At 41.5% G+C, this 24961-nt stretch carries 25 protein-coding genes; 22 read left to right on the forward strand and 3 right to left on the reverse strand.

The window, feature by feature from the left end:
* Positions 1 to 155 precede the first annotated feature (155 nt).
* The 5 genes from D8792_RS02085 (at position 156) to D8792_RS02105 (ending at position 4826) form a co-directional block, all read left to right on the forward strand.
* A complete protein-coding gene (locus D8792_RS02085; RefSeq protein WP_125372684.1) occupies positions 156 to 1103 on the forward strand; it encodes a CPBP family intramembrane glutamic endopeptidase in 948 nt (315 codons plus the stop codon).
* A 158-nt stretch (positions 1104 to 1261) separates the two neighbouring features.
* Entirely contained in the window at positions 1262 to 3250 is a 1989-nt protein-coding gene (uvrB, locus tag D8792_RS02090; protein ID WP_125372685.1) for an excinuclease ABC subunit UvrB, read from the forward strand.
* Positions 3251 to 3272: 22 nt separating this feature from the next.
* Positions 3273 to 3770 (forward strand): GNAT family N-acetyltransferase, encoded by a 498-nt coding sequence (locus D8792_RS02095; protein WP_125372686.1) that lies wholly within the window; start codon positions 3273 to 3275, stop codon positions 3768 to 3770.
* 35 nt (positions 3771 to 3805) lie between these two features.
* Positions 3806 to 4351, forward strand: coding sequence for a DUF1697 domain-containing protein (locus D8792_RS02100; protein ID WP_125372687.1), 546 nt, complete (start codon positions 3806 to 3808; stop codon positions 4349 to 4351).
* Positions 4344 to 4826, forward strand: coding sequence for a hypothetical protein (locus D8792_RS02105; RefSeq protein WP_125372893.1), 483 nt, complete (start codon positions 4344 to 4346; stop codon positions 4824 to 4826). The genes D8792_RS02100 and D8792_RS02105 overlap by 8 nt, the downstream gene beginning before the upstream one ends.
* Positions 4827 to 5390: 564 nt before the next feature.
* Here D8792_RS02105 and D8792_RS02115 read toward each other — a convergent pair.
* Both D8792_RS02115 and D8792_RS02120 read right to left on the reverse strand, forming a co-directional pair.
* Entirely contained in the window at positions 5391 to 6167 is a 777-nt protein-coding gene (locus D8792_RS02115) for an XRE family transcriptional regulator (RefSeq protein ID WP_125372689.1), read from the reverse strand.
* 91 nt (positions 6168 to 6258) lie between these two features.
* Positions 6259 to 7101, reverse strand: a complete 843-nt coding sequence (locus D8792_RS02120) for a DegV family protein (protein WP_125372690.1) — start codon at positions 7099 to 7101, stop codon at positions 6259 to 6261.
* Between the two features lie 126 nt (positions 7102 to 7227).
* On the opposite strand from D8792_RS02120, the gene D8792_RS02125 reads away from it, so the two are divergent.
* The 7 genes from D8792_RS02125 (at position 7228) to D8792_RS11630 (ending at position 14453) form a co-directional block, all read left to right on the forward strand.
* Entirely contained in the window at positions 7228 to 7800 is a 573-nt protein-coding gene (locus D8792_RS02125) for a TetR/AcrR family transcriptional regulator (protein WP_015605159.1), read from the forward strand.
* A 327-nt stretch (positions 7801 to 8127) separates the two neighbouring features.
* A complete protein-coding gene (locus D8792_RS02130; protein WP_125372691.1) occupies positions 8128 to 8469 on the forward strand; it encodes a LytTR family DNA-binding domain-containing protein in 342 nt (113 codons plus the stop codon).
* 1 nt (position 8470) lies between these two features.
* On the forward strand, positions 8471 to 9202 hold the full coding sequence (locus D8792_RS02135; protein WP_061422713.1) for a response regulator transcription factor: 732 nt from the start codon (positions 8471 to 8473) through the stop codon (positions 9200 to 9202).
* A gap of 32 nt (positions 9203 to 9234) precedes the next feature.
* A complete protein-coding gene (locus tag D8792_RS11355; RefSeq protein WP_142999390.1) occupies positions 9235 to 10581 on the forward strand; it encodes a sensor histidine kinase in 1347 nt (448 codons plus the stop codon).
* A gap of 1095 nt (positions 10582 to 11676) precedes the next feature.
* A complete protein-coding gene (locus D8792_RS02150) occupies positions 11677 to 12540 on the forward strand; it encodes an ABC transporter ATP-binding protein (RefSeq protein WP_125372693.1) in 864 nt (287 codons plus the stop codon).
* Positions 12541 to 12611: 71 nt separating this feature from the next.
* Entirely contained in the window at positions 12612 to 13697 is a 1086-nt protein-coding gene (locus tag D8792_RS02155; protein ID WP_446677389.1) for a hypothetical protein, read from the forward strand.
* Positions 13698 to 14054: 357 nt separating this feature from the next.
* Positions 14055 to 14453 carry a hypothetical protein gene (locus tag D8792_RS11630; RefSeq protein ID WP_125372696.1) on the forward strand — a complete coding sequence of 133 codons (399 nt, stop codon included), beginning with the start codon at positions 14055 to 14057 and terminating at the stop codon, positions 14451 to 14453.
* A gap of 244 nt (positions 14454 to 14697) precedes the next feature.
* Here D8792_RS11630 and D8792_RS02175 read toward each other — a convergent pair whose 3' ends face one another.
* Positions 14698 to 14868 carry a DUF3042 family protein gene (locus D8792_RS02175; protein ID WP_005590510.1) on the reverse strand — a complete coding sequence of 57 codons (171 nt, stop codon included), beginning with the start codon at positions 14866 to 14868 and terminating at the stop codon, positions 14698 to 14700.
* A gap of 82 nt (positions 14869 to 14950) precedes the next feature.
* Between D8792_RS02175 and miaA the strand changes: the two genes are divergently transcribed.
* From miaA to recJ, 10 genes are all read left to right on the forward strand, one after another.
* Positions 14951 to 15835 (forward strand): tRNA (adenosine(37)-N6)-dimethylallyltransferase MiaA, encoded by an 885-nt coding sequence (miaA, locus tag D8792_RS02180; RefSeq protein ID WP_125372697.1) that lies wholly within the window; start codon positions 14951 to 14953, stop codon positions 15833 to 15835.
* A 31-nt stretch (positions 15836 to 15866) separates the two neighbouring features.
* Positions 15867 to 17105 carry a GTPase HflX gene (gene hflX, locus D8792_RS02185; protein ID WP_125372698.1) on the forward strand — a complete coding sequence of 413 codons (1239 nt, stop codon included), beginning with the start codon at positions 15867 to 15869 and terminating at the stop codon, positions 17103 to 17105.
* Complete coding sequence (locus tag D8792_RS02190; protein WP_185758384.1) at positions 17098 to 17721, forward strand: cystathionine beta-lyase; 624 nt, start codon at positions 17098 to 17100, stop codon at positions 17719 to 17721. The genes hflX and D8792_RS02190 overlap by 8 nt, the downstream gene beginning before the upstream one ends.
* 10 nt (positions 17722 to 17731) lie before the next feature.
* A complete protein-coding gene (rnz, locus tag D8792_RS02195) occupies positions 17732 to 18661 on the forward strand; it encodes a ribonuclease Z (protein WP_125372700.1) in 930 nt (309 codons plus the stop codon).
* A 39-nt stretch (positions 18662 to 18700) separates the two neighbouring features.
* Entirely contained in the window at positions 18701 to 19192 is a 492-nt protein-coding gene (locus D8792_RS02200) for a DUF7832 domain-containing protein (protein ID WP_125372701.1), read from the forward strand.
* Positions 19193 to 19215: 23 nt separating this feature from the next.
* A complete protein-coding gene (locus D8792_RS02205; protein ID WP_125372895.1) occupies positions 19216 to 19971 on the forward strand; it encodes an SDR family NAD(P)-dependent oxidoreductase in 756 nt (251 codons plus the stop codon).
* A gap of 6 nt (positions 19972 to 19977) precedes the next feature.
* Positions 19978 to 20697: a class I SAM-dependent methyltransferase gene (locus D8792_RS02210; protein ID WP_125372702.1), complete on the forward strand. Its 720-nt coding sequence runs from the start codon at positions 19978 to 19980 to the stop codon at positions 20695 to 20697.
* 15 nt (positions 20698 to 20712) lie between these two features.
* On the forward strand, positions 20713 to 21261 hold the full coding sequence (locus D8792_RS02215; protein WP_125372703.1) for a hypothetical protein: 549 nt from the start codon (positions 20713 to 20715) through the stop codon (positions 21259 to 21261).
* A gap of 126 nt (positions 21262 to 21387) precedes the next feature.
* Complete coding sequence (locus D8792_RS02220; RefSeq protein WP_125372704.1) at positions 21388 to 22440, forward strand: acyltransferase family protein; 1053 nt, start codon at positions 21388 to 21390, stop codon at positions 22438 to 22440.
* Positions 22441 to 22659: 219 nt separating this feature from the next.
* Positions 22660 to 24879, forward strand: a complete 2220-nt coding sequence (recJ, locus tag D8792_RS02225; protein WP_125372705.1) for a single-stranded-DNA-specific exonuclease RecJ — start codon at positions 22660 to 22662, stop codon at positions 24877 to 24879.
* Positions 24880 to 24961: the final 82 nt, after the last annotated feature.

Consider the following 24961-nt stretch of genomic DNA (forward strand, 5'->3'; position numbering starts at 1 on the left):
TTTGTTAGAATATTGTCTGATTATATCAGAAAAATTTGAAAANGGCAAATATTTTCTGTTTCGATGTCATATCTTCTGACATAACAACGAATATTGGCTCTTATACTATTATGATAAAATGTGTTATAATAGATAAATCAAGAAAGGAGATTTCTATGTTTAAATCACGCATGTTAGATAATGTGAAGCTGTCGCGCTATATTCCGCCGATTTGGTTAGCAATTCTGATCTCTATTGGCTTTATCCAGCTAGGAGAAATCCTTGCATTCATTGGAATGATTCTGATTGGGATCATCATTGGAACTGTACTTGCCATGGTAAATCCTACAGCTGACCGAGCAACAGTTATGGAAGTGTTCGGGCATTATAGTATCTTTTTTCAGCTGGGTAGTTTTTTCTTTATGGCCTTACTTGTTTTTCTGTGGGTCAAGTTTCGAGAAAAGAGACCTTTCTCCAGTCTGGGCTTCTTTAAGGAAGGATGGCTGAAAGAACTGGGCAAAGGATTTCTGATTGGTTCGATACAGTTTTCGCTTATCGTTGCCCTGCTCTTGCTGACCGGATCTGGGAGACTAGAATTGGCAGAGCTTAGTTTAGAGCCAGTTCTCTTTATTCTTGCCCTGATACCTTTTTGGATTCTGCAAGGTGGCACGGAGGAGTTGGTGACGCGTGGCTGGCTTTTTCCAGCGGTTAGTGCCAAATCAAATATTCTTGTCGGTGTCTTGGTTTCCAGCGCTCTATTTGGGGCAATGCACCTCCTCAATGCTGGTGTGACTGTCCTTTCTATTGTTACTATTATCTTGGATGGGATTTTTGCCTGCCTACTCATGATCAAGTATGATAATATGTGGGTCTTGGCTGGTATGCATGGCGCTTGGAATTTCGTCCAAGGAAATGTCTATGGCATCCAGGTCAGCGGGAACGGAGCTACTGCCTCTGTCTTTAATTACACTTCTCAGACTTCTATTGATTGGCTTTCAGGAGGAGCTTTCGGTGCTGAAGGATCTATTTTTGCTACTATCGTTCTGATTGGCAGTATTGCCTATCTTTACTGGTCGCTCAAGAAGGAAAATCGCCTACCTCAGGCATTGATGTTTAAGAAATAAAGACATCGCTCAGCTTAGCTGGGCGATTTTTGATGTTAATGAATGATCAGAATGCAAGACTAGCCGTTCTTAGAGATTAGTTACTAAATCAGAGCCAAAGGCAGAGAAAATGAGGCAAATATGGTAAAATGATAGAAGCACAATTTAAGGAATAAAAGATGATTAACAGAATAACAGATAATAAATTTGAATTGGTTTCTAAGTACGAGCCTTCAGGTGACCAGCCCCAAGCTATCGAGCAGCTGGTGGACAATATTGAGGGAGGCGAGAAAGCCCAGATTCTCATGGGAGCGACTGGTACTGGTAAGACCTATACCATGAGTCAGGTTATCGCTCGGGTCAATAAGCCGACTCTGGTTATCGCCCATAATAAAACGCTGGCCGGCCAGCTTTATGGTGAGTTTAAGGAGTTTTTCCCCAATAACGCGGTGGAATACTTCGTTTCCTACTATGATTATTACCAGCCTGAGGCCTATGTGCCTTCCAGCGATACTTATATCGAAAAGGATAGCTCGGTCAATGACGAGATTGATAAGCTCCGTCACTCAGCGACATCTGCCCTCTTGGAACGGAATGATGTGATTGTCGTGGCTTCGGTCTCTTGTATCTATGGTCTGGGATCGCCTAAGGAATACTCTGATAGCGTGGTTAGTCTGCGCCCTGGTCTAGAGATTTCCCGTGACAAGCTCCTTAATGACTTAGTAGATATCCAGTTTGAGCGCAATGACATTGACTTTCAGCGGGGGAAATTCCGGGTTCGTGGTGATGTAGTGGAGATTTTCCCAGCTTCTCGTGATGAACATGCTTTTCGGGTGGAGTTTTTCGGAGATGAGATTGACCGGATTCGTGAGGTTGAAGCCTTGACTGGTCGAGTTTTGGGCGAGGTGGACCATTTGGCCATCTTCCCAGCTACTCACTTCGTGACCAATGAAGACCACATGGAAGTAGCCATTGCCAAGATTCAGGCGGAGCTGGAGGAGCAGCTAGCTATCTTTGAGAAGGAAGGCAAGCTTCTGGAAGCCCAGCGCTTGAAGCAGCGTACGGAGTACGATATCGAAATGCTGCGTGAAATGGGCTATACAAATGGTGTTGAAAACTATTCTCGCCATATGGATGGTCGAAGCGAAGGAGAGCCTCCTTATACCCTTCTGGACTTTTTCCCTGATGATTTCTTGATTATGATTGATGAGAGTCACATGACCATGGGACAGATTCGGGGTATGTACAATGGTGACCGCTCTCGCAAGGAGATGCTGGTTAATTATGGTTTCCGCTTGCCGTCTGCCTTGGACAACCGCCCGCTGCGCCGAGAAGAATTTGAGAGCCATGTTCATCAGATTGTCTATGTATCGGCTACGCCGGGTGACTATGAAAATGAACAGACGGATACAGTTATTGAGCAAATTATCCGGCCGACAGGGCTTCTGGATCCAGAGGTGGAAGTTCGTCCAACTATGGGACAAATTGATGATCTTTTGGGTGAAATCAATGCCCGTGTTGAAAAGAATGAGCGGACCTTTATCACAACCCTGACCAAGAAGATGGCGGAAGACTTGACGGACTACTTCAAGGAAATGGGTGTCAAGGTCAAGTACATGCACTCAGACATTAAGACCTTGGAACGGACCGAGATTATCCGAGACCTGCGCCTGGGTGTCTTTGACGTTCTGGTTGGGATTAACTTGCTGCGCGAGGGAATTGACGTGCCTGAGGTTAGTCTGGTGGCAATTCTTGATGCAGACAAGGAAGGTTTCCTCCGCAACGAGCGTGGTCTTATCCAAACCATTGGCCGGGCAGCCCGCAACAGTGAGGGGCATGTTATCATGTATGCGGACACCATGACCCAGTCCATGCAGCGTGCTATCGATGAAACTGCCCGCCGTCGGGCAATCCAGATGGCTTATAATGAAGAGCATGGCATTGTACCGCAGACCATCAAGAAAGAAATCCGTGACCTGATAAGCGTGACCAAGGCAGCCCTGCCAGACAAGGAAGAAACTGTCGAAATCGAAAGCCTCAATAAGCAAGAGCGCAAGGACATGATCAAGAAACTGGAAGGTCAGATGCAAGAAGCTGCCGGACTTCTGGACTTCGAACTAGCCGCACAGATTCGCGATATGATTCTGGAAATAAAGGCGATGGATTGAGGAATATCAAGGAGAAAAATAAATGGTCATCACTATCAAAACAATGGAAACAGCTGACGAGATAGAAAGTAAATCCAGAGTTCATTGGCAGACATGGCGAGAAGCTTATGATGAGATTTTGCCTGCGGAATTTCAAGAGCAGATGACCTTGGATAAGTGCCGATTTTATAGTCAAAAGTATCCTGAAAATACCTTGATCGCTTTGGATGATACTAAAGTGGTTGGCTTTGTTAGCTACGGTGATTTTCGAGATCCAGCTACGATAGCGGGTGAAATTATCGCTTTATATGTCTTAAAAGATTATTGTGGCAAGGGTGTAGGACATCAGCTCATGCAGGCTGCATTTGTTGCCTTGGATAGTTATCCAGAGATTTTATTATGGGTGTTAGAAGATAACAAACGTGCCATCGCTTTCTATGGAAAAATGGGTTTTGTTTTTGACGGCGAGGAAAAGGTCATTGACTTAGGAAAAGCCATGAAAGAAAAACGGATGATTTACATGAGAAACTCGAACAGTTAGTCTGAAAACAATAGATATATTTTTAAGGAGCACATATGCGTTATGCACTTTTACTTCGCGGCATCAATGTCGGCGGAAAAAACAAGGTCGTTATGGCTGATTTGAAGAAGGATTTGGCTGGGTTGGGTTTTGAAAATCCGGTTTCCTATATCAACAGTGGCAATCTTTTCTTTGATAGCGAGGAGCAGGAGGAGAGGATTCGGGAGATATTGTCGGCTTATTTCAGTCAGTCTTATGATTTTCCTTTGCCTTTCGTCCTTGTCAGCTCTGCCATGCTTCAAGAAGAAACAACCAATTTGCCTACTTGGTGGCAAGATGAGACAGCCTTTCGACGCGATGTTCTCTTTTATCTGCCGGAGACAGACAGGGAGAGTGTCCAAGAGCTGGCTGGCAGCTGGGCGAATGACAAGGAGCAGCTGCATTTTGGGCAGACGGCTTTCTTTTATAGCAATGCTGATCAAGCGGACTATCTTAAGTCCAACTATCATAAGAAACTCCTCAAATCCAGTTTTTACAAGCAACTAACTATCCGAAACGGCAAGACTTTCCAGAAGATTGTGGAGTTGGTTGGAAATGAGTGAGATAAATTTGGAAGATACAAGGGAAGAAAAAGCGAAGCGCTGGAAGTTTTCTAAAGTTATTTGGCTAGTGCTCTATCTCTTGTTGTTTATCTTTGTCTTGCTGCATTTTGGGTTGAGTCCGTTGGGCTTGGCCTTTACTCCGCTCCTGTGGAACACATGGCTTTTTCTTCTGTCCGTGGTCGTATTTTGTCACTTATGGTTTCTCTTTTTGAAAAAGAGAGAGTTTCGCTGGTTTCATCTCATCTGGGGGATCCTAAGTGTACCTCTTACATTGTTTATATGGTTTACAATTTTCTTTCATTTCTCTATAGCCAAATCAGAAAATTCTGTCCCGATCAATATGGATTACGGGATAGATGGAAATGAAGTTATTTTACGAAAAGGCTTTTTATTTGGGGAATATGATGAATACCATGATTTAGCCAATCCCTATATTATGAAAACCAAGGTCAATCGTGTTCGCTATATTGATTGATGCAAGTCTTGTCAATGAACTTTAGCTCCAAAGTCTGTTCAAACAAGCTAGTAGAGGGAGGTGTGTGAATGTGAATAGAAATAGGAATGAGTGGACTTGGCTAGATAAAGTGAATACATGGCTCAAATGTCATGGGTTTCTAGCTTGCTTATTGGATTTCTCCGTCCTTATGCTTTTCACAATGATTACGGGCATCCTAGTTTTTCAAATCCCCTTCCTCCCTACATATTTAAAGAGTAATTATGTTTTTCCCTTGTTTATAAATATTCTTGTTTTACTGTACTATGCCTATGGTTCTATTCTCCGTGAAAATAGTGCAAAGATGGGCACTTCTTTGAAAGACTTAGTTAATCCCCTTCTTTATATAAATCCTATAGCTCTTTTGTTTCATTACTTTGGAATGAAGAGCCGCCATCATAGAACTATTTTGTTACCATTGCCTACTTTGGATCATCGCTATGTCTGGTTCCCGATTGTCACTTATATTATTTTCTTTCTGATAGCAGTAGTCATTACGATTGCAAGCAAGGGGAGTAAGAAAAAATAGAAAAGCCGCTTTATGTACTAAAGTGGCTTTTGTGCTTGGTCTGATAAATCTAAGGGCATAAAGGCGGCCATGACACGGCCGATGACCTTGGGTTCTTCTTGATGCGGGATAAATTTGTCGCTGTATTTTTTATTGAGAGAGATGAGGCGGATGCCAGTTGGATCGTTGAAAACTCTTTTCAAAATGGTTTGCCCGTCATAATCAATGGCATAGATAGCGCCTGCAAATTCAAAATGCGTATTCTTGACAAGTGCTACAGATCCCTGTGGATACTTGGGTTCCAGCGAATCTGTCCGAATCCAGAGGGCGATATCATAGTCAAGCTCTTTGTCTAACCAGACGATGTCAGCTTGTTCGGGCTTGTTCAAGAAAGTCTGGAAGCTTTCATAGACCTTGTAAGGAAAATAATCATCTTTTAATCTTTCCTCAGTCGTTTGATTTTCCAGCTCTTTTTTAGCAAACTCTGTTACAGCCTGTCTGTGGGTCTGGTCTAGGGCTTGGAAAATATCTGCGAACTCTAGCGAAAATGACGTAGGGTTATGAACTGATAAATAGCGAGGATCTAGCTCTTGAACGTCCATATCAAAGAAGTCTGCAATTTTTTGCATATTTTCTAGGACAGGCAGGGAATTTCCTTTGATATAGCCAGTAAGAGTGCTGGCTGGAATTCCTGTTCCTCGGGAAAGTTCAATTTGTTTGATTTGCTTTTCCTTCAATAAAGTTTTGATTTTTTTAGAAATGAGTCGCATTGCCTCCTTATCTTGGGGGCTGGCGACACCGCGTCCTCTTGCCATGACTTTTACTCCTTTTCTTTCTTCTATTTTAACGAATTAAATCGAAAAAGTAAAGAGCTGAATACGGATATTCAGCTCAAAAAGGAGAGGATTAGATTTCGTAGCCCATCAAGAGGCCGCCTTCTTCTGCGTAAAAGCTGCAAAGTCCAGAAGTTGGTAGGAATGAAATGTCGGCAGCTGGGAATTTTTCCTTGATGACTTCTGTAAATTGCTGGCAAAATTTCTCGTTATTGCGATGAGCAATGATAATGCGGCCGCCCCTATATCCAGCTTTCAGAACTTCATCGACAGCAGCGGTCAGAGCCTTTTTAGCCCCTCTAGCTTTTTGGAGGAGCTCCAGAGTACCGGTATCGCTGGCTTCGCCGACCATGCGAATATTGAGGAGGCCGACAACCGCACCGATTAGCTTGCTGAGACGACCATTTTTGACCAGATTATCTACCTTAGCCAGGACAAAGAGAAGCTTTGTGTTTTTTTGGTAGTGGGTAATGGCTTCCACGACTTGCTCGAAAGAAAGTCCTTCTTTGATGAGGTCGTTCAATTTTTTGACGATCAGATCGACCTCGCCACCAGCCGAAAGGCTATCAATGACATGGATATTTGCTGTTGGATGTTCTTCTAAGAAGAGCTTTTTGGCTAGCTGGGCGCTATTGTGGCTACCAGAAAGGGAGCCTGTAATCGTCACGACAAAGATATTTTCAGCTCCTTCAAAGCTTCTGAGGTAGTCATCAGGGCTTGGGCAGGCTGATTTTGAAGCGGTTGAAGTAGCGTACATTTTTTCCATCATGTCATCAATATCGAGATGAGCGTTATCTACAAAAATCTCATTATCGATCTGAATGGTCAGCGGCACGCTCTCAAACCTTGTCTGGTTGGCCAGATCTGTGATCTCACGGTAGTCACAGCCAGAATCGGCAACAATTTTCCAAGTCATTTAGTTTCTCCTGCTCTATCAGTTCTCTACATTGACAAAAAACATGTCTTTTCTTACAATTATAACATGAAGATGCTTTGATATAAAGCCTTAATTCTCAGCTGATACAGGAAGAAAGAAATTGTTATGGCGGAAAAGAAAATATCAGAAAAATCCCTTGCAAATTTAAAAACTTATAATCAAGAATCTAATCGAATTACAAAGGAATCCTTGGAAATTTCTCTGATGCAACTGTTAGAGAAAAAAGATTTGAAAAAGATTACCATCTCTGAATTAGTCGAGCGGGCTGGGGTTTCGCGCGCAGCCTTTTATCGTAACTATAGCTCCAAAGAAGAAATTCTAGAGGGAATTTTCAAAAATACGGTTCAGGGAATTGTCGACAAGCTGGAGCAGTTTAATTTCAAGACAGAAATGTACCAGATCTGGCTTTTTCTTTTTAAGGAAGCCAAGAAGGAAGCACGTGTCATTAGTCTGGCCATTGACTATAATTTTGAAAAGTTGCTGACGCAGGCGGTCTTTGATTTCCTTGAAAAGCGTAGCAAAGGTGGGAAGAAGACAGCTAATTCCTATATGAATTCATTTTGGAGTTCTGCGGTTGTTTCGGTGCTTTCCAAATGGATCAAAGAAGGCATGAAGGTTCCAGCTGAAAAGATTGCTGCTTTGGGCATGCCCCTTTTCCCACAGAAAAAGAAAAAGTAAGAGTTCGTACAACTGTTTGGTACCAATACATCAGACTGAAATAATAGATCGAGGCTGGGACAAAAGTCATAGCCTCTCAATTGTCTTTGGATTGTCGAGCAAGACGCAGTGGTTGAGTGGGCTCTACTATGCTGGTTTCATCAGCTTTTACAGCCCTACTCAACTGTGCGGAAGTGGGACGACGAAATCGAATTCTAACGAGTTATCGATTTCTGTCCCACTCTCTTAGTGCTTCTGAGACCATTTAAGACTTCTCAGCTACCATTTAGGATTTGGGAGTCATTTGCGATGCGACCTGTGCTATGCTAGAGCAAAGGAGATAGACAAATGGCTACTATCATAATCAAAGACGGCAACGCCCTTCGAAAGCTGGAACTTTCGACAATTTACTATATCCAGTCTCATCCTCAAAAGCCTCACATCGTTCTTATCGTGACTAGACAAGGCAACTACAGCCATAGGGCTTCTCTGACTGAGCTGGCTAAGCTCTATCCTGATGCGCTGGTTCACTGTAATCGTCAAACACTGGTCAATTTAGCCAAGGTTCAAGGATTTGACAGGGAGCGTAAAAGCTTGTTCTTTGAGCAGTCTGACTTAGGAGATATTGTCTGCTCAAGGCGTCATTTATCCAGTCTCATCAAGCGCTGGTCTCAGGAAGGAAGAAAATAAGATGAAAATTTTTGTATTAGAAGACGATCTTAAGCAACAAGCCTATATGGAGTCAACCATTCAGGGAATTTTGGAAAAGAACGGCTGGGAATGCCAGTTTTTAGAAATCTATGGCAAGCCGGACATGCTGATTGATGCAGTAAGGGAACGGGGGAGCCATCAGATTTTCTTTTTGGATATTGAGATTAAGCAAGAGACGCAGAAGGGACTAGAGGTGGCAGGAAAGATTCGCAAGTTGGATCCCTATGCTCTGATTGTATTTGTGACGACTCACTCAGAATTTATGCCCTTGACTTTTCGCTATCAGGTATCAGCTTTTGACTTTATTGATAAAGGTTTACCTGAGGAAGATTTTATCAAGCAGATTGAGCAGGACCTAGCCTATCTTTACGAGAGAAAGGACAGTTTTCAAGCTGAAGAGACTTTTCTCTTTGAAAATTCCAAGTCAGATTTTCAGGTGCCTTTTAATGAAATCTATTATTTTGAGACATCAGAAGTGCCTCATAGACTAGTTCTCTACACCAAGAAAGAGCGCATCGAATTTTACGGACAGCTTTCTGAGATTACAAAGCAGGACAAGCGTCTCTATCGCTGCCATCGCTCTTATGTGGTCAATCCAGCGAATATCTCTCAGCTGGATAAGATAGAAAACATAGCCTATTTTCCTAATGGCGCTAGTTGCTATGTATCACGCCTCAAGATGAAAGGATTACGGACAGCTTTAAGGCAGTAGGGAAGTACTAAGATAGAAGTGGGAGAGGAATTATGGTTATAGGATTAGAAATTGTTTTAGATCTTATTCAAATTTTAATATTATTTGTTATATATTCACGTATTAGTGGTAATAGTTTGAGCCGATATCAATATATTCTGGCGATTATAGTTTATTATGTTTCTGGCTTTATAATAGTATTTTTCTTTTATAGCTCTATTCTTTCTTTAGTGTCTTATTTATTTATGCCTCTTTTCTTTTTGATTTTTAGCTTAGTAATAAGTAAAAATGTATCAAAATATTTATCGATTTTTTATGGTCTTTTCCCAGTTGTCCTTTGGAATCTACTGCATCGCTCTATAACTTTTTTTATCCTACCTGGCTTAGGTTTTTCGAATATTCAGCAAATTAGCCATAATAAAACTCTATTAACTATCTCAGCACTGACTGCAAGTATTCTCTCATTTGTAATTCCTATTGTGCTCCAATATAATTTTGAAATATTGAATAAACAGCAGAACCCTAGAGAAAATAGAAAAATAATAATCTTTTTGAATATTTCCATGTTAATTTATTATTTACTAGTTCAAATTTTTTCTTATTTGGAAGTGATGTATAGAATAGACGCTTTATTATATAGAGAGTTGGTCGTAGTTATTTACATTATTATTTTCCTTATCTCGCTTAATATCCTAGATCGTAATTTGCGAGAGCGAATTCAACAGCAGTTAAGTGAACAAAGAGAGTTACAGTTGAGAAATATGTCCGATTACAGTCAGCATATTGAAGAACTTTATAATGAGTTGCGAAGTTTCCGGCATGATTACATCAATATTTTAAGGAGTCTGAAGTTGGGAATTGATACGCACGATTTACCAGCCATCGAGCAGATTTATAACCAAGTCCTTAAAGACTCAGGTCAAGCGCTCAACCAATCTAAATATGATTTGGGTCGTCTGTCCAATATCCACAATGATGCTCTCAAGAGCGTCTTGTCAGCAAAATTTCTAGAAGCTCAGAGCAAGGGAATAGAAATTGGCTTGGAAGTTCCTCAAGAAATCAAACCTCAAGGAATGGAGTTGCTTGATTTTATCACGATTGTTTCCATACTGGCTGATAATGCTATAGAAGCAGCAGTGGAGACTAGTCATCCAGTGGTTTCTTTTGCCTTTTTAGAGCATGAAGATAGACAGATTTTTATTGTTGAGAATACAATAAAAGAGTTTTCTATCCATTCCGATACTATTTTTAAAAAGGGCTTTAGCACTAAAGGAGAAAATAGAGGGCTTGGTCTCTCCAATGTTCAAAATATTATCAGCCACTATCCCAATGTTTCTCTGCGTACCACTAGTCATGATCACTCTTTTAGACAAGAGTTGGAGATAAAACGAATTTATTAGATTGCGAATGATTAGATTTTCTACTTGATTTAACTCAATGAGATTAACAAGAACTGTTTATGAGTAAAAAAAGACAATTTAAGGTTTTTAGTGCCACACCTGTTTAAAAGTGCTATAATTAATATAGGGTTTAAGAATACGAAGGCACTAAGAGAAATACCTTGTTTAGAGATAAATATAACTTAAACTCAAACTGTTGTCTGGTTTTTTTGTTATTTAATTGTTAGGAGTGACAAGAAATGAAGAAATTATATAGCAATACATATCTAATGCGATTTTTAACTGCCCAGCTTCCTAGTCTGGCTTTATTCGTTATGATTTTAAGTAACCAGATTTTTAAAGCATCGCTTCTAGTTCAGATTTGTTTTTATTTGATACTTGTGAGCAATCTTGTGTTGAATCTTTATTTTATGAACCAAGTGAAAAAAGAAAGCAGTTCCGACATCTTATCAAACCAAATTTTCTTTACTATTTTGACTTTGGCTCTGTTTATATTTAGTTCTTACAGACTGATAACGATTAGTGATGAATTTCAAAAATTAATTGCTCTGATATCCACTATTTTATTATTTATCTTACTTATTCTACTTATTTGGGGAATAAAATATGCCAAGGTAACTAGTAGAAAACATAAAACAAATTAGATTTGCTAAATTGAACAGTCTATCGCTATACTCTCTCTGTCTTACTTTTTCGTGATGTTTTCTAAGAATATTTCTTATAGCATTTTTTTCAAGAAGACGATACGGAATATCCTGCTGGTCAATTCTTTCTCATGCTCTTTGTAATTTTATAGTTTTGACTTTATTATTTCAGTAAAACCAGCATTTGCTTCCAGCAAGTGCTGTGTTTTTTCTTTAAATGACCATTTAGGATGAAATACAGACTGTTTATGATTTTCGGCTTGTTATTTGGAGAAAGTGCGCTATAATCTAAGCAGATTAAGATTGACTTTGCAAATGGTTGAAGTCTGTTAAGACAAAAAAACTTTTAATCAAAAATTTATGTTATAATAACAGTATAATAATCGTTTGTAATTTTGGGAAAAAGGTGATTTGCTATATCTAATGGCGCTTTTTGGAACGGAGGGCATCTATGAAGTTAGAAATGATAGGCATCAGCAAGAGCTATGGCTCTAAGTCTGTGCTCAAAGATATTTCCTGTGAATTTACTGAGGGAGTTTATGGTTTGCTTGGGGCAAATGGTACAGGTAAGACGACCTTAATGAATATCATTTGTGATCTCATAAAGCCGAGCCGAGGAAGGATAAAGTTTGATAAGGTCTCACATACAGAAGACTATATCCAGTATCTCGGATTCTTGCCTCAAGATTTTTCTTATTACCATAACTTTACTGGGATCGATTTCCTTTTATATATGGCTGCTCTTAAGGGGATGACGAAGAAACAAGCCAGAGAAGAGAGTGATAAGTTTTTGAAACTTACTGGTTTATATGATGTTCGGAAAAAGAAGATTGCTTCCTATTCGGGTGGGATGAAGCAAAGACTCGGCATTGCGCAGGCACTTCTCAATAATCCCAAAATATTGATTTTAGATGAGCCAACCGTGGGTCTAGATCCTAAGGAAAGGGTGAAATTCAGAAATATTATCAGTGAGCTATCGGCTGATAAAATCATCCTCTTATCTACCCATATCGTATCGGACGTAGAAGCGATAGCCAAGGAAATCCTAATCCTAAAAGATGGAAATTTTGTGGAGAGAGGTAGTGCTAAGGAACTTCTTTCACTCATTGAGGGGCAAGTTTGGGAATTTCGTGTTTCCGAGCGTGAGTGGCAGCGTTTTGCAAAGGATTATGTCATTGTGAATGAGCGGATAGAACCAGATGGTATCGTCTTGCGGGTTATTAGCGATGATAGTCCTTTCAAAGGGGCGCAACGGATAGTGCCAAGTCTGGAAGATTTGTATATTTATTACTTTAGAGAGGAGGTAAATGGATGATAGCTTTAGTTCCTTTTGAATTGAAAAAATTATTAAAAAAGAAATCAGTTTTAGGTGCAGTCATGGCTATTATGTTGGTTTTAGCTGGATTGTTTTATGCAAATTTTTTTAATGATGGTCAGATTAGCGGGTCTTCAGCTGATCGAATACATGGAAGACAAGCGGTTGTGATCAAACAAAAGATTGCTGAAGAGCATACTGGTTATTTATCTGATGATTTAATGGGTAAAATCGTTAATGACTATGCAGCCAATATGCCCTATTTTAAACAGAATGATTTGTATGATATGTTTTCCTGGTATGCCATTGATCGTCTCGTCCCCAATTCTCAAGAAATTTTAACAGATACCTATAAATCTGATGATGTCTTACATTATGACCAGATTAGTCTCAAGTCACAAGAAGAGCTGCAATCTCATTTCCCTTTAAAAACGTTAAAGCTGGGAAATTTTGCTCCTTGGCATAAGTTGTTTAATACCTTAAATGCTGCTTTTAGTTTAATGGTGGTATTTGTGATCTATATTTGCTGCTCTGTTTTCTCAGGTGATCGAGCAAGAAAGATGGATTCATTGCTTTTGACAACTAAATATGGTCGCAANCAGTTAACGATTGCAAAAATCNTATCTGTTTTTGGAATTGCTACTTTAACATTTGTCCTTGTTAATAGCCTTGTTTTGCTGGTATTTGGTACCTACTTCGGTTGGAGTGGTTGGGATACCAGTGTCCAGATGAATTTGGAATGGATTTCAACCATTTATAATATTTTGCAATTTCCTGTCCAGATGAACCTCTTAGAATTGTTAATTCGCCTTATTCTATTCCAGTTTGTTGGTTTACTCTTTATTCTTGGGGTGATGGTTCTCATATCTAGTTTGACAAAGTCGCCTCTAGCAACATTTGCAAGTTCTGTAGGGATGTTCTTGGCTCCAGACTTTTTGATGAATATCTTCAGAGATGGTTTGATGAATAAGATACTAACTATTTTTTCAATTTCAACCGATGGAACGGAAGGAATCTTATTGAAACTTTCCAATAGCAAAGGATTTTTCTTCAATGATTTTACCGCAAATGGTGTCAGCGTGATCATTATCCGGCTCTCTCTCATGCTCCTCTGCTGTCTGATTACTTATCGGATCATCCGAAAAAGAGGACTTTAAACTAGCTGTTGTCTATTTTAGTTTATTTTAGAAAAGTAGTTTCGCTTTTCTGATGGAATATACAAGGAAAAAAGAGGTCACTAATATGGAAAAAAAATTGTTTTATAAAATTGCTCTGCTTATATCTTTTGTGCTAACGGCAGGAGGTCTATTATTAACACTCTGTAATTATTTATTTTTTAATTATCCGTTTTTAAACCAAACTACGGTAGGCCTAATTGTCTCGTTTTTAATGGTTTTGCTTATATTTTTTAGTTCTCATCATAGAAATAGGGATTGATTTTTTGATTACTTGAGAATAAAAAGAAAAACTGCTAAAGGCATTCTTTGCAATTATCTTTTAAGGGAGTTGATTTTATGACTAATACTAGGCGAGCAGTAGTTGCTACGAGCTTAGGTTTCATCTTATTGTTAGCAGTGGGAATTCTACTGCAGATTCGCTTTGGGAGCATGGTCTTTTTGCTAAGTCTATTCTGTTTCGCGGAAGCCTTTATCATCTGGTACGCGAAAAGTAAGTCTAAGTCGCAGATCAGTGGCAGTAGGAGCATTGAACTCTTTTGTCTCTATATCAAGCAGTTAAAAATCTTTTATATCACAATTTTGTGTCTTGCGATTCCTTTCGTTTTCCTGTCCTCTGAGCCCTCTTATAATTTATTTTTTGTGCTTGGCTTGTTAGTATTCTTGCTCTTAAGCAATTATATCTTTAGCTCTCATGGCATTCAGCCATCTAAGAAAGAGAGAAATGTAAAAGATTAGTTGTTTTATCTATAGCAGTTATTCAGCTTGCTGTTTTCTACAAAAGAAAAGAGGCTGGGACAAAAGTCCTAGCCTCTCAATTGTCTTTGGATTGTCGAGCAAGACGCAGTGGTTGAGTGGGCTCTACTAGGCTGATTTCATCAGCTTTTACAGCCCTACTCAACTGTGCGGAGGTGGGACGACGAAATCGAATTCTAACGAATGACCGACTTCTGTCCCACTCTCTTTTGTAACATGTGCAGGCTTAGTGTGCTACACGTTTGCGAGCGGCTTTCTTACGGTTTTCTTCGATGAAAGCTGCTTTTTGTTCCTCAGGTTCGATGACTTTTTTCTTAAAGGCATAGACTGCACCAGCAAGAGCAGCGACAGTACCTGCTACACCTGTAAGAACGCCTTTTCCAAATCCTTTAGCCATGTGATTTCTCCTTTTCTGAACTTTTATTATTTATGTTATAATTAATAGTAACGAAAAATCAAAATTTTTTCAAGGAAAAAAGATGAAAACCAAAATAATTGTGATAGTGGGGCCGACGGCAGTTGGGAAAACGGCTCTGAGTATCGAGGTAGCCAAGCGCTTCAATGGCCAAATTATCAGCGGTGACAGTCAGCAGGTCTATCGTGGCTTGGATATTGGCACGGCTAAGATTCGTCCTGAGGAGCAGGAGGGCATTCCCCATCATCTGCTGGATGTGAGGGAGGTTGGCGAGAGCTATTCGGCCTATGATTTTGTGACTGAGGCGGCTCAGGCTATTCGTGAGATTGAGTCTCAAGGTCAGCTTCCCATCATTTGCGGTGGCACAGGGCTCTATATCCAGAGCTTGCTCGAGGGCTATCATCTGGGCGGCTCCGTCCCTCACGAGGAGATTCTGGACTATCGGGCGCAGCTTGATAGTTGGTCAGATGAAGCTTTGTTTGGGAAAATAGCAGAGCTGGATATCAAGATTCCTCAGATAAATCGACGCAGGGCGATGAGGGCGCTAGAGATTGCTCAGTTAGGTGGGCAACTAGAAAACAGCCAGCCAGATTATGAAGCTTTGTTGATTTGTCTAGATGATGAGCGGGAGCGACTTTATGAGCGGATCAATCAACGGGTAGATCTGATGATAGAAGCCGGACTTTTAGAGGAAGCCCGCTGGCTTTATGAGCAAGCCCCGACCAGTCAAGCCAGCAAGGGCATCGGTTACAAGGAACTTTTCCCCTACTTTGAAGGTCAGATGAGCCTAGAAGAGGCGGTAGACAAGCTCAAGCAGAATACCCGCCGTTTCGCTAAGCGGCAACTGACTTGGTTTCGCAATCGGATGGCAGTGACCTTTTATCAAGTGGGAAATCCAGACTACAAAGAGCAGGTTATGGAAGACATCAAGAATTTTCTGGACAAGTAGCTGGCTGACCAAGTCTTAGTAAGGATAAGTAATGATAGAAACAGAGAAAAAAGTAGAGCGTGTCTTTTTGGTCGGTGTGGAACTAGCAGACACGGAAAATTTTGACCTATCCATGGAAGAACTGCAAAGTTTAGCCAAGACTGCAGGTGCAGAAGTAATCGGCTCTTATAGCCAGAAGCGGGAAAAGTACGATAGCAAGACCTTTGTCGGATCTGGCAAGTTAGAAGAAATCCGACAGATGGTTGATGCCGAAGAGATTTCGACAGTTATTGTCAATAACCGCTTGACACCTCGCCAAAATGTCAATCTAGAGGAAAGCTTGGGGGTCAAGGTCATTGACCGTATGCAGCTGATTTTGGATATTTTTGCCATGAGGGCTAGGAGTCATGAGGGGAAACTTCAGGTGCATCTGGCCCAGCTCAAGTACCTGTTGCCTCGCTTGGTTGGGCAGGGGATTATGCTCAGCCGTCAAGCTGGTGGAATTGGTTCTCGCGGGCCTGGTGAAAGTCAGCTGGAGCTCAATCGACGCAGTGTCCGTAATCAGATTCATGATATTGAGCGCCAGCTCAAAGCAGTGGAGAAAAATCGGGCAACCGTTCGTGAAAAGCGGCTAGAGTCCAGCATTTTCAAAATCGGCCTTATCGGCTATACCAATGCTGGCAAGTCCACTATCATGAACTGCTTGACCAGTAAGAGCCAGTACGAGGCAGACGAGCTTTTTGCGACGCTAGATGCTACGACTAAGAACATCAACCTCAGTGGTCAGCTCAATGTCACGCTGACAGACACGGTTGGCTTCATTCAGGATTTGCCGACAGAGCTGGTATCCAGCTTTAAATCCACACTGGAAGAGAGCAAAAATGTCAATCTGCTGGTACATGTTATTGACGCCAGCGACCCTCATCATGAGGAGCATGAAAAAACCGTCCTCGACATCATGAAAGAGCTGGACATGCTGGATATTCCCCGTCTGACTCTCTATAACAAAGCGGACAAGACGGAGGATTTCACCCCGACCCTGACTCCCTATTCTTTGATTTCGGCTAAGGCGGACAATAGCAGAGCTCTTTTGCAGCAAGTCCTGCTGGAGCGGATGAAAGAGCTCTTTGTGCCTTTTACCATCAAGGTAGCGCCGTCTAAGGCCTACAAGATCCATGATTTAGAGAAAGTCGCAATTATCGGAAATCGAGAATACATAGACGATATCGAAGCTATTTCAGGCTGGATTGCCGAAAAAAATAAATGGAAACTGGAAGAATTTTATGACTGATTTTATTGACTTGGCCCTCAAATACGGCGGTTTTACGAGCCTAGACAGGGTCTACTTAGAGCAAGTATTGGCTGGCCTGACGGAAGAGCAGAAGCTGAGCTTTATCACACCGCCACCTAGTGTTATCAACGCTTACTTTGCTGAGCTTTATCAAAAGAAAAGTCCGGAAGCTGCCACAGCTTATTTTCTAGAAATTACGCAAGCGCTGGATTTGTGGAATGCGGAGCCTAGCTTTGTAGAAAGCAAGCCTTTTGTCCGCCTCAATCTTTCTGGCAAGTCCTATGGATTTTGCTATGAGAGTGAGGAAGTTGGCTTGGTCTTTCCTGAAAAGCCAGAGCCGGTAACAGCTGGCTTGCTCTTTGAAATCGCGCAAGTCTTTCCCCAGTACTTGGTCTACGAAGAAACTGGGAGAATAAAAATGCTACCTCTCAAAGTCGAGTCTCAAGTCGTGGATAGTCAGGCGCTGACTGCCTTGACTGATTGGCAGCAGCTGGCGGATGGCAGCCAGAGAGTTCTGGGTTACAATCAAGATGAAGTCAGTCAGCTGGCCCAGTCCTATGCTGGCAGAAAATACTATCACTCGCAGAATCGCTCTGCCATGATTTATATCATTTAGAAAGAAAAATATGCAATTACAATTTTTAGGAACCGGAGCCGGTCAGCCGTCCAAGGCCCGCAATGTGTCTAGTCTTGTCCTCAAGCTTTTGGAGGAAATCAATGAAGTCTGGATGTTTGACTGCGGCGAGGGCACCCAGAATCAAATCTTGGAAACTACCATCAAACCTCGTAAGATTTCAAAGATTTTCATCACGCACCTGCACGGCGACCACATTTTCGGTTTGCCGGGTTTCCTCTCTAGCCGAGCTTTTCAGGCCAATGAAGAGCAGACGGATTTGGAAATTTATGGACCTGTCGGTGTCAAGAATTTTGTGATGACAAGCCTGCGCGTGTCTGGTTCCCGCCTGCCTTATCGGATTGATTTTCATGAGTTTGATGAAAACGGTCTGGGCAAGATTTTGGAGACGGAAAAATTCACTGTTTATGCAGATAAGCTAGACCACACGATTTTCTGTGTGGGTTATCGGGTGATGCAGAAAGATTTGGAAGGAACGCTGGATGCGGATAAGCTGCGTGAGGCGGGCGTTCCTTTTGGTCCTCTCTTTGGAAAAGTCAAAAATGGTCAGGACATCGTCCTAGAAGACGGCAGGAAGATTATTGCGGCTGATTATATCTCAGCTCCTCGCCCGGGTAAAACTATTACCATTTTGGGTGATACCAGAAAGACCGACTCAAGTGTTCGCTTGGCTGTGGCTGCGGATGTTCTGGTTCATGAAGCGACCTATGGCAAGGGAGATGAAAAGATGGCTCGCAAGCATGGCCATTCGACCAATATGCAGGCTGCGGAAGTGGCTAAGGAAGCCGGTGTCAAACGCCTCCTGCTCAATCATGTCAGCGCACGTTTCTTATCGAAAGACATTAGCCAAATGCGCCGCGATGCAAGTAGCGTCTTTGACAATGTCCATGTGGTCAAGGATTTGGAAGAGGTTGAGTTATAGTTTTCCAATTTAGGACAGTTTTGTTGAGAGGAAAATAAGATGGCAGTTGAAAATCGTTTATTCGATAAAGCTGATTGGTATGTTGAGGATGCATTAACCAACTATCTTTATGGTTATAACTTAGAAAATGAAGAATTAACACAAGATAATTACCGTGTGATTCATCGTTGGGCTGCGAATCACATTGGTTTCTTCGTGACCTGGCTCATCCAGCATGACGCAAAGGAAATGATGTCTCCTGATGAAGAAACCTCATTCCAAAGTGTTAAAGACGAGCAAACTTTGGGAGTCGATTATATTCTAGACTGGTGTGACGGAAAATTGGGAACAATGGATGTCAAAAAGGATTTTCAGACTTTTGTGAACGACTATTATGAGCATCAGTACATGAAGGATTATTCCGAATTTGTAGTCAATGACTTGTACGACCTACCTTTGGAATTTTTAGGTAGCTGGGATGATTATCATCTTTTTGCTCCAGTCATTGATCAAGCTTATGCTGACTATTTAGCTGGAAAAAGATTTCATTAATTAACAACATGAAAGGCAGAATAATGCGTACCATCATCATTACAGGAGCTAGCGGTGGGCTGGCTCAGGAAATGGTTAAGCTCTTGCCCGACGACCGACTGATTTTGGTTGGTCGGAGCAAGGCCAAACTGGAAAAACTCTATGGGGAAAATGACAATCTTGACCTAGTGGAGATGGATATTACAGACAGCTCAGCTTTGGAGAGCTTTGCTGAGCGGATTGACAGCCAATACGGCCGAGTCGATGTTCTAGTCAATAATGCTGGCTATGGGATTTTTGAAGAATTTGACAAAATCAGCTCCAGCGATATCGAGGCCATGTTTGAAGTCAATACCTTTGCCCTGATGAACCTGTCCCGTATCTTTGTGGCTCGCATGAAGCAGGTAGGTCAAGGTCATATCGTCAATATCGTTAGTATGGCCGGCCTCATTGCAAGTAGCAAGTCTAGTCTGTATTCGGCGACCAAGTTTGCGGCTATTGGCTTTTCCAATGCCCTGCGTTTGGAGCTTCTGCCTTTTGGGGTCTATGTCACGACGGTAAATCCCGGTCCTATCAAAACAGCCTTTTTCGATCAGGCAGATCCTGACGGTTCCTATGTGAAAGCAGTGGACAAATATATGCTTGAGCCTGACTTCGTAGCGAGTAAAATTGTCAGCTCCTTTGGCAAAAAGAAGCGGGAAATCAATTTACCTGGCATTCTCAATCTAGCCCACAAGCTTTATACCCTGTTTCCAAGAATTGCCGACAAGATGGCAGCCAATATGTTTAACTATAAGTGAGGTTTTATGACAGCTAATCTACAAGCTTACAAGGCACATCTGCAGGCGCCTTGGGGAAAACTGCAATATGATATTGTTTTAAGCTTTCTAGGGTCATTGGAAGATCAGAAAATTTTAGATTTCGGTAGCGGTTTTGGTATTGTGGCTGATTTTCTAGCGGAAAATAACCAAGTAACTGCCATCGAGCCGAACTCAGAAATGATTGCCGAGCGCAAGCAGGACTTTTCCTATGAACAATTGCAAGGTAGCCTAGAAGTTCTGCAAACATTGCCAGACCAGTCTTTTGATGTCATCGTCTGTCATAATGTCTTAGAGTATGTGTCAGAACCAGCCCTCTATTTGACAGAATTTTCCCGCCTCTTAAAAAAGGACGGCAAAATTTCTCTGGTCAAGCATCACGAGGTTGGGCGCATTATGCATACGGTGGTTTTTGAAAATGACCCAGAAAAGGCTCAGCAGCTTTTGGCGGGTCAGGAATATCAAACCCACAGCATGGGAGCTGCTAAGGTCTATCAGGTTTCGGAAGTGATTTCAGATTTGCCATTAGAAGTTGAGGATTATCAAGGAGTACGGATTTTTTACGGGTTGCAATCCAATGACTATAAAACTGCCCCTGACTGGGCTGAAAAGATGCTTGAAATGGAGCTGGCTGTCTGCAACCAATCGCCTTATCGAGACATCGCTGCCTTTCAGCATCTTTGGTTAAGGAAGGATAGAGAGATTTAAAATAAAAGGACTTACATGAAATTTTTAAAGAAACAAAAGGATTATTTTGCTTTATGCTACATTTATAGTTGGTTAGTTTTACTAATAGCCCCTCTATTAAGTATTTTTGCCTTATTCCTACTTGCTTTCGGTTTTGGCCAAGCATTTAGTACAGGCCAAACTTCTTCTTTAGAGTCTGGTATACTAATAGGTTTTCTTTTTTTAGTTTTGATTTGTATTTATGGAATTTTTTACTTTGTAATGTGGTTTAAATCACTAAGAAATTCGTTGAAAATGGGGAAATTCTCTTTTTTTGCAGCTCCAATAAGCTTAATAATGACGATGATATGTCAGTTACCTGTGTTTATCCTTATCTGCAAAGGTTTTTACTTACTCAGTCAGTACATATCAGAAATTTTCCTAGGTCAACTATACTCTGTGTTGGCATTTTCTCTTTATCTCTATTGCCAATATGGGAGAAAAGGAAAGAAAAGCAAAAAAATTCTATATCTTTCCCAAGTTATTAATTTTTTACTAGTTTTTCTTCTAGCTTATCATGTTTACTATCCTATATTTTTTAAATAATAGAGTTTGCAGATCTAAATTTTTAATAGAAAGTAGTAAGACAGGTAGACTGCTGCATTTCAGCATGTTTGGCTGAGCAAGCACTAAATCTATTTATTAAACATAATCTTCCTAGGGAGAATATTTATGGCAGAAAGAAATGTCAGAGAGACGGAGCAGTCGGTCAACTACGCCATGCTCAGTTTGTTTCAGTACATGGCTTCAATTTTGGTAATCTTGGTGCATTGCCAGCGGCTTTTTGAGAATGAAATCCTGCATTTTACTCAGAAAAGTATGTTTGGTCGTATGGCAGTGCCCTTTTTCCTGATTTCATCAGCTTTTATGCTTAAATCCGGCTTGGCTAAAAAGCAGGACATGAGGCTGTATATTAAGCATGTTTTGAAACAGTATCTTTTGTGGAGCGGGATTTATGTCCCTTATGCCTTGGCGTATTTTTGGACCTTGCCAGTTCAAAAACATTACGCTCCTTTGGCCTTGTTGGCTGGGCTTTTGTATATCGGATTATGTTATCAACTTTGGTACATTCCCGCCTTTCTCTTAGGGCTTTTACTTGTCCACTATGTTTATAGAAAATGGGGTGCCAGAAAGACGGGAATATTTTTACTCTTGCTTTATGTAATAGGCTCGATCGAGACATACTATGCTTATTTCTCAAATAGCTGGCTTACCCAGTCATTTGATGTCTATGCCAAAGTTTTCTTCACCACTCGAAACGGCATTTTCTATACTCCCATTTTTGTTTACTTGGGTTATCTCCTTTATGATTATCGGCATTTCAGCCTTTTCAGGGACAATGTTGGGAAAAAGCTATTCTTGTCTGGCCTTCTTTTGCTGCTAGATGGGTGGATTGTCTTTATTCATCAAGGGATTGACAAGAACTTCTTTTTGGCTTTGCCCCTCTTTGCTCTATTTCTGGTTAATTGGATTTTGCGTACAAGAATTGGTCAAAACTGGCATCTGTATCACCTTAAAGAATTGAGCGTTTTATATTTCTTTTTGCATCCAATTTTTATAGAATCCTCTTTTTATCTGCTCCAAAAGACTGATTTTGCCAAATGGCAGCAGGGAAGAATTGTATTTTTGCTAACCTTGCTCTTGACTCATCTAAGTGCAGAAGTCATTTTATTGACTCGGAAGCGCTTGTTCTTGAAGCAAAGACTTACAAAGGGAATAGGATGACGAAAGAAAGCTAGTGAGTCGGATATGATGATCGGAGAAGTCCTAGCTGGTAAGAGAAAATCCAGCAAAATTGCCCATGCTCAAATTTTAATCCAGTGAGGAAGTAAAGCATAAAGTGATGGAACAGAAGAAATATTCCGTACCTTTTTCTTCTGTTCTGTCGCTTTTTCATGTTATAATATTCAGACAAGATTGAACGGAGAAAGTGTTTCACTTATCATGATTAGCTCAAAATATGACTGGCAGTTTGCCACTAATTTTACAGACGAAAAATTTTTAAAAAAGGCTAAGAAAGCTGGATTAGAACCTGCAGCTGCCAGTCTTCTTTACCAAAGAGGTGTGCAGACTGAAGAGGCTTTACAAGAATTTTTGGAGCCTAGTTTGGACTTGCTTCACGACCCTTATGACCTGCATGATATGGATCGGGCAGTGGAGCGCATTCGTGCAGCGATTGAGAATTATGAGCAGATTTTGATCTATGGCGATTATGATGCTGATGGGATGACCTCGGCATCTATTGTCAAGGAAGCCTTGGAGCAGCTTGGAGCTGAGTGTCAGGTCTATCTGCCCAATCGCTTTACGGATGGCTATGGCCCTAATAGCAGTGTTTACAAGTATTTTATTGAAAATCAAGGCATCTCGCTCATTATCACGGTGGATAATGGAGTAGCGGGCCTTGAAGCTATCGAGCTGGCCCAGTCTCTGGGCGTGGATGTCATCGTGACGGATCACCACTCCATGCCTGAGGAGTTGCCAAACGCCTATGCGATTGTCCATCCGGAACATAGCGGAGCAGATTATCCTTTCAAGCATCTGGCTGGTTGTGGGGTGGCTTTTAAGCTGGCAACAGCCTTGTTGGAAGAAGTCCAAGTCGAACTTTTGGACTTAGTTGCTATCGGTACCATTGCCGATATGGTCAGTCTGACGGGAGAAAATCGAATTCTGGTCAAATACGGCCTTTCCGTTCTCAAAAATACCCAGCGGGTGGGTCTTCAGGAACTCTTCAAAATTGCAGGAATTCAGCCTGATGAACTGGATGAAGAAACAGTTGGTTTCCAGCTTGCTCCCCGACTCAATGCCTTGGGACGGCTGGATGATCCCAATCCAGCAGTTGAGCTTTTGACTGGCTTTGATGACGAAGAAGCTCGTGACATTGCGCTTATGATCAACCAGAAAAATGACGAGCGCAAGGAAATCGTCCAGCAGATTTATGAAGAGGCACAAACCATGCTGGACCCTAAGAGACCAGTGCAGGTGTTGGCCAAGGAAGGCTGGAATCCCGGTGTGCTAGGGATTGTCGCTGGGCGCTTGCTGGAAGAGTTGCACCAGCCAGTCATAGTGCTTAATATCGAGGATGGTATTGCTAAGGGCAGCGCCCGCAGTATTGAAGCGGTCAATATTTTTGAGGCCTTGGACAGCCACCGTGACCTCTTTCTAGCCTTTGGTGGGCACGCTGGAGCAGCTGGAATGACTCTTGAAGCAGACAAGCTGGCGGAGCTGTCTAATATTTTGACGGCCTACATTTTAGACAATGATTTGGATTTAACTGGCAAAACAGCTCTGTACTTAGACGAGGAGCTACACTTGCCAGAACTGACCCTTGATACACTCAAAAGCTTTGAAAAACTGGCGCCTTTTGGTATGGATAATAAGAAGCCGCTTTTTTACCTCAAGGACTTTAAAGTGGACAATGCTCGGACTATGGGGGCTGGCAATAGCCATCTCAAGCTGAAAATTTCTCAGCAAGATGCTACTTTTGAAGTAGTAGCTTTTGGGCAAGGAAGCCTGGCGACAGAGTTTGCCCAGACCAAGAATCTGGAGCTAGCTGTCAGCCTCTCTGTCAATAAATGGAATGGACAGACCAGTCTCCAGCTCATGCTGGTAGATGCCCGTGTGGATGGCGTTCAGCTTTTCAATATCCGAGGAAAAAATGCGACGCTGCCTGACAAGGTTCCAGTCTTGCGTTTCACAGAGGAGTTGCCAGATTTGACAAATAGCAGAGCAGTTGTGGTTTATGACCTGCCCGATGACTTGCAGGATTTGAAGAAGATTCTTCAATCTCAGGATTTCGAAGCAATTTACTTTAAGAATGAGATTGCCAAGCCTTACTATCTGACAGGTTATGGTACTCGTGAGCAATTTGCTAAACTTTACAAGACCATCTATCAGTTCCCTGAGTTTGATGTTCGCTATAAACTTAAAGAGTTGGCGGATTACCTGAAAATCGACCCAATTCTCTTGGTCAAAATGATTCAGATTTTTGAAGAGCTGGGCTTTGTCAGCATCACCGAAGGTGTCATGACAGTTAATAAGGAAGCTGAAAAGAAAGAGATTGACAGTAGTCATATTTACCAAGACCTCAAGCGCGTGGTCAAAGAACAAGAACTCATGGCTCTGGGCACCGTGCAGGAGATTTACGACTATCTCATGGATTGCTAGGGAAAAGGCCTCCTTGTTTTACAAATCTTTCATATCTAAAAAAATTGAAAGACTGTTAGAGCCTTTTTGAATAAAACATGGT

This window comes from Streptococcus cristatus, from assembly GCF_003943505.1.
Classification (GTDB): Bacteria; Bacillota; Bacilli; order Lactobacillales; family Streptococcaceae; genus Streptococcus; species Streptococcus cristatus_E.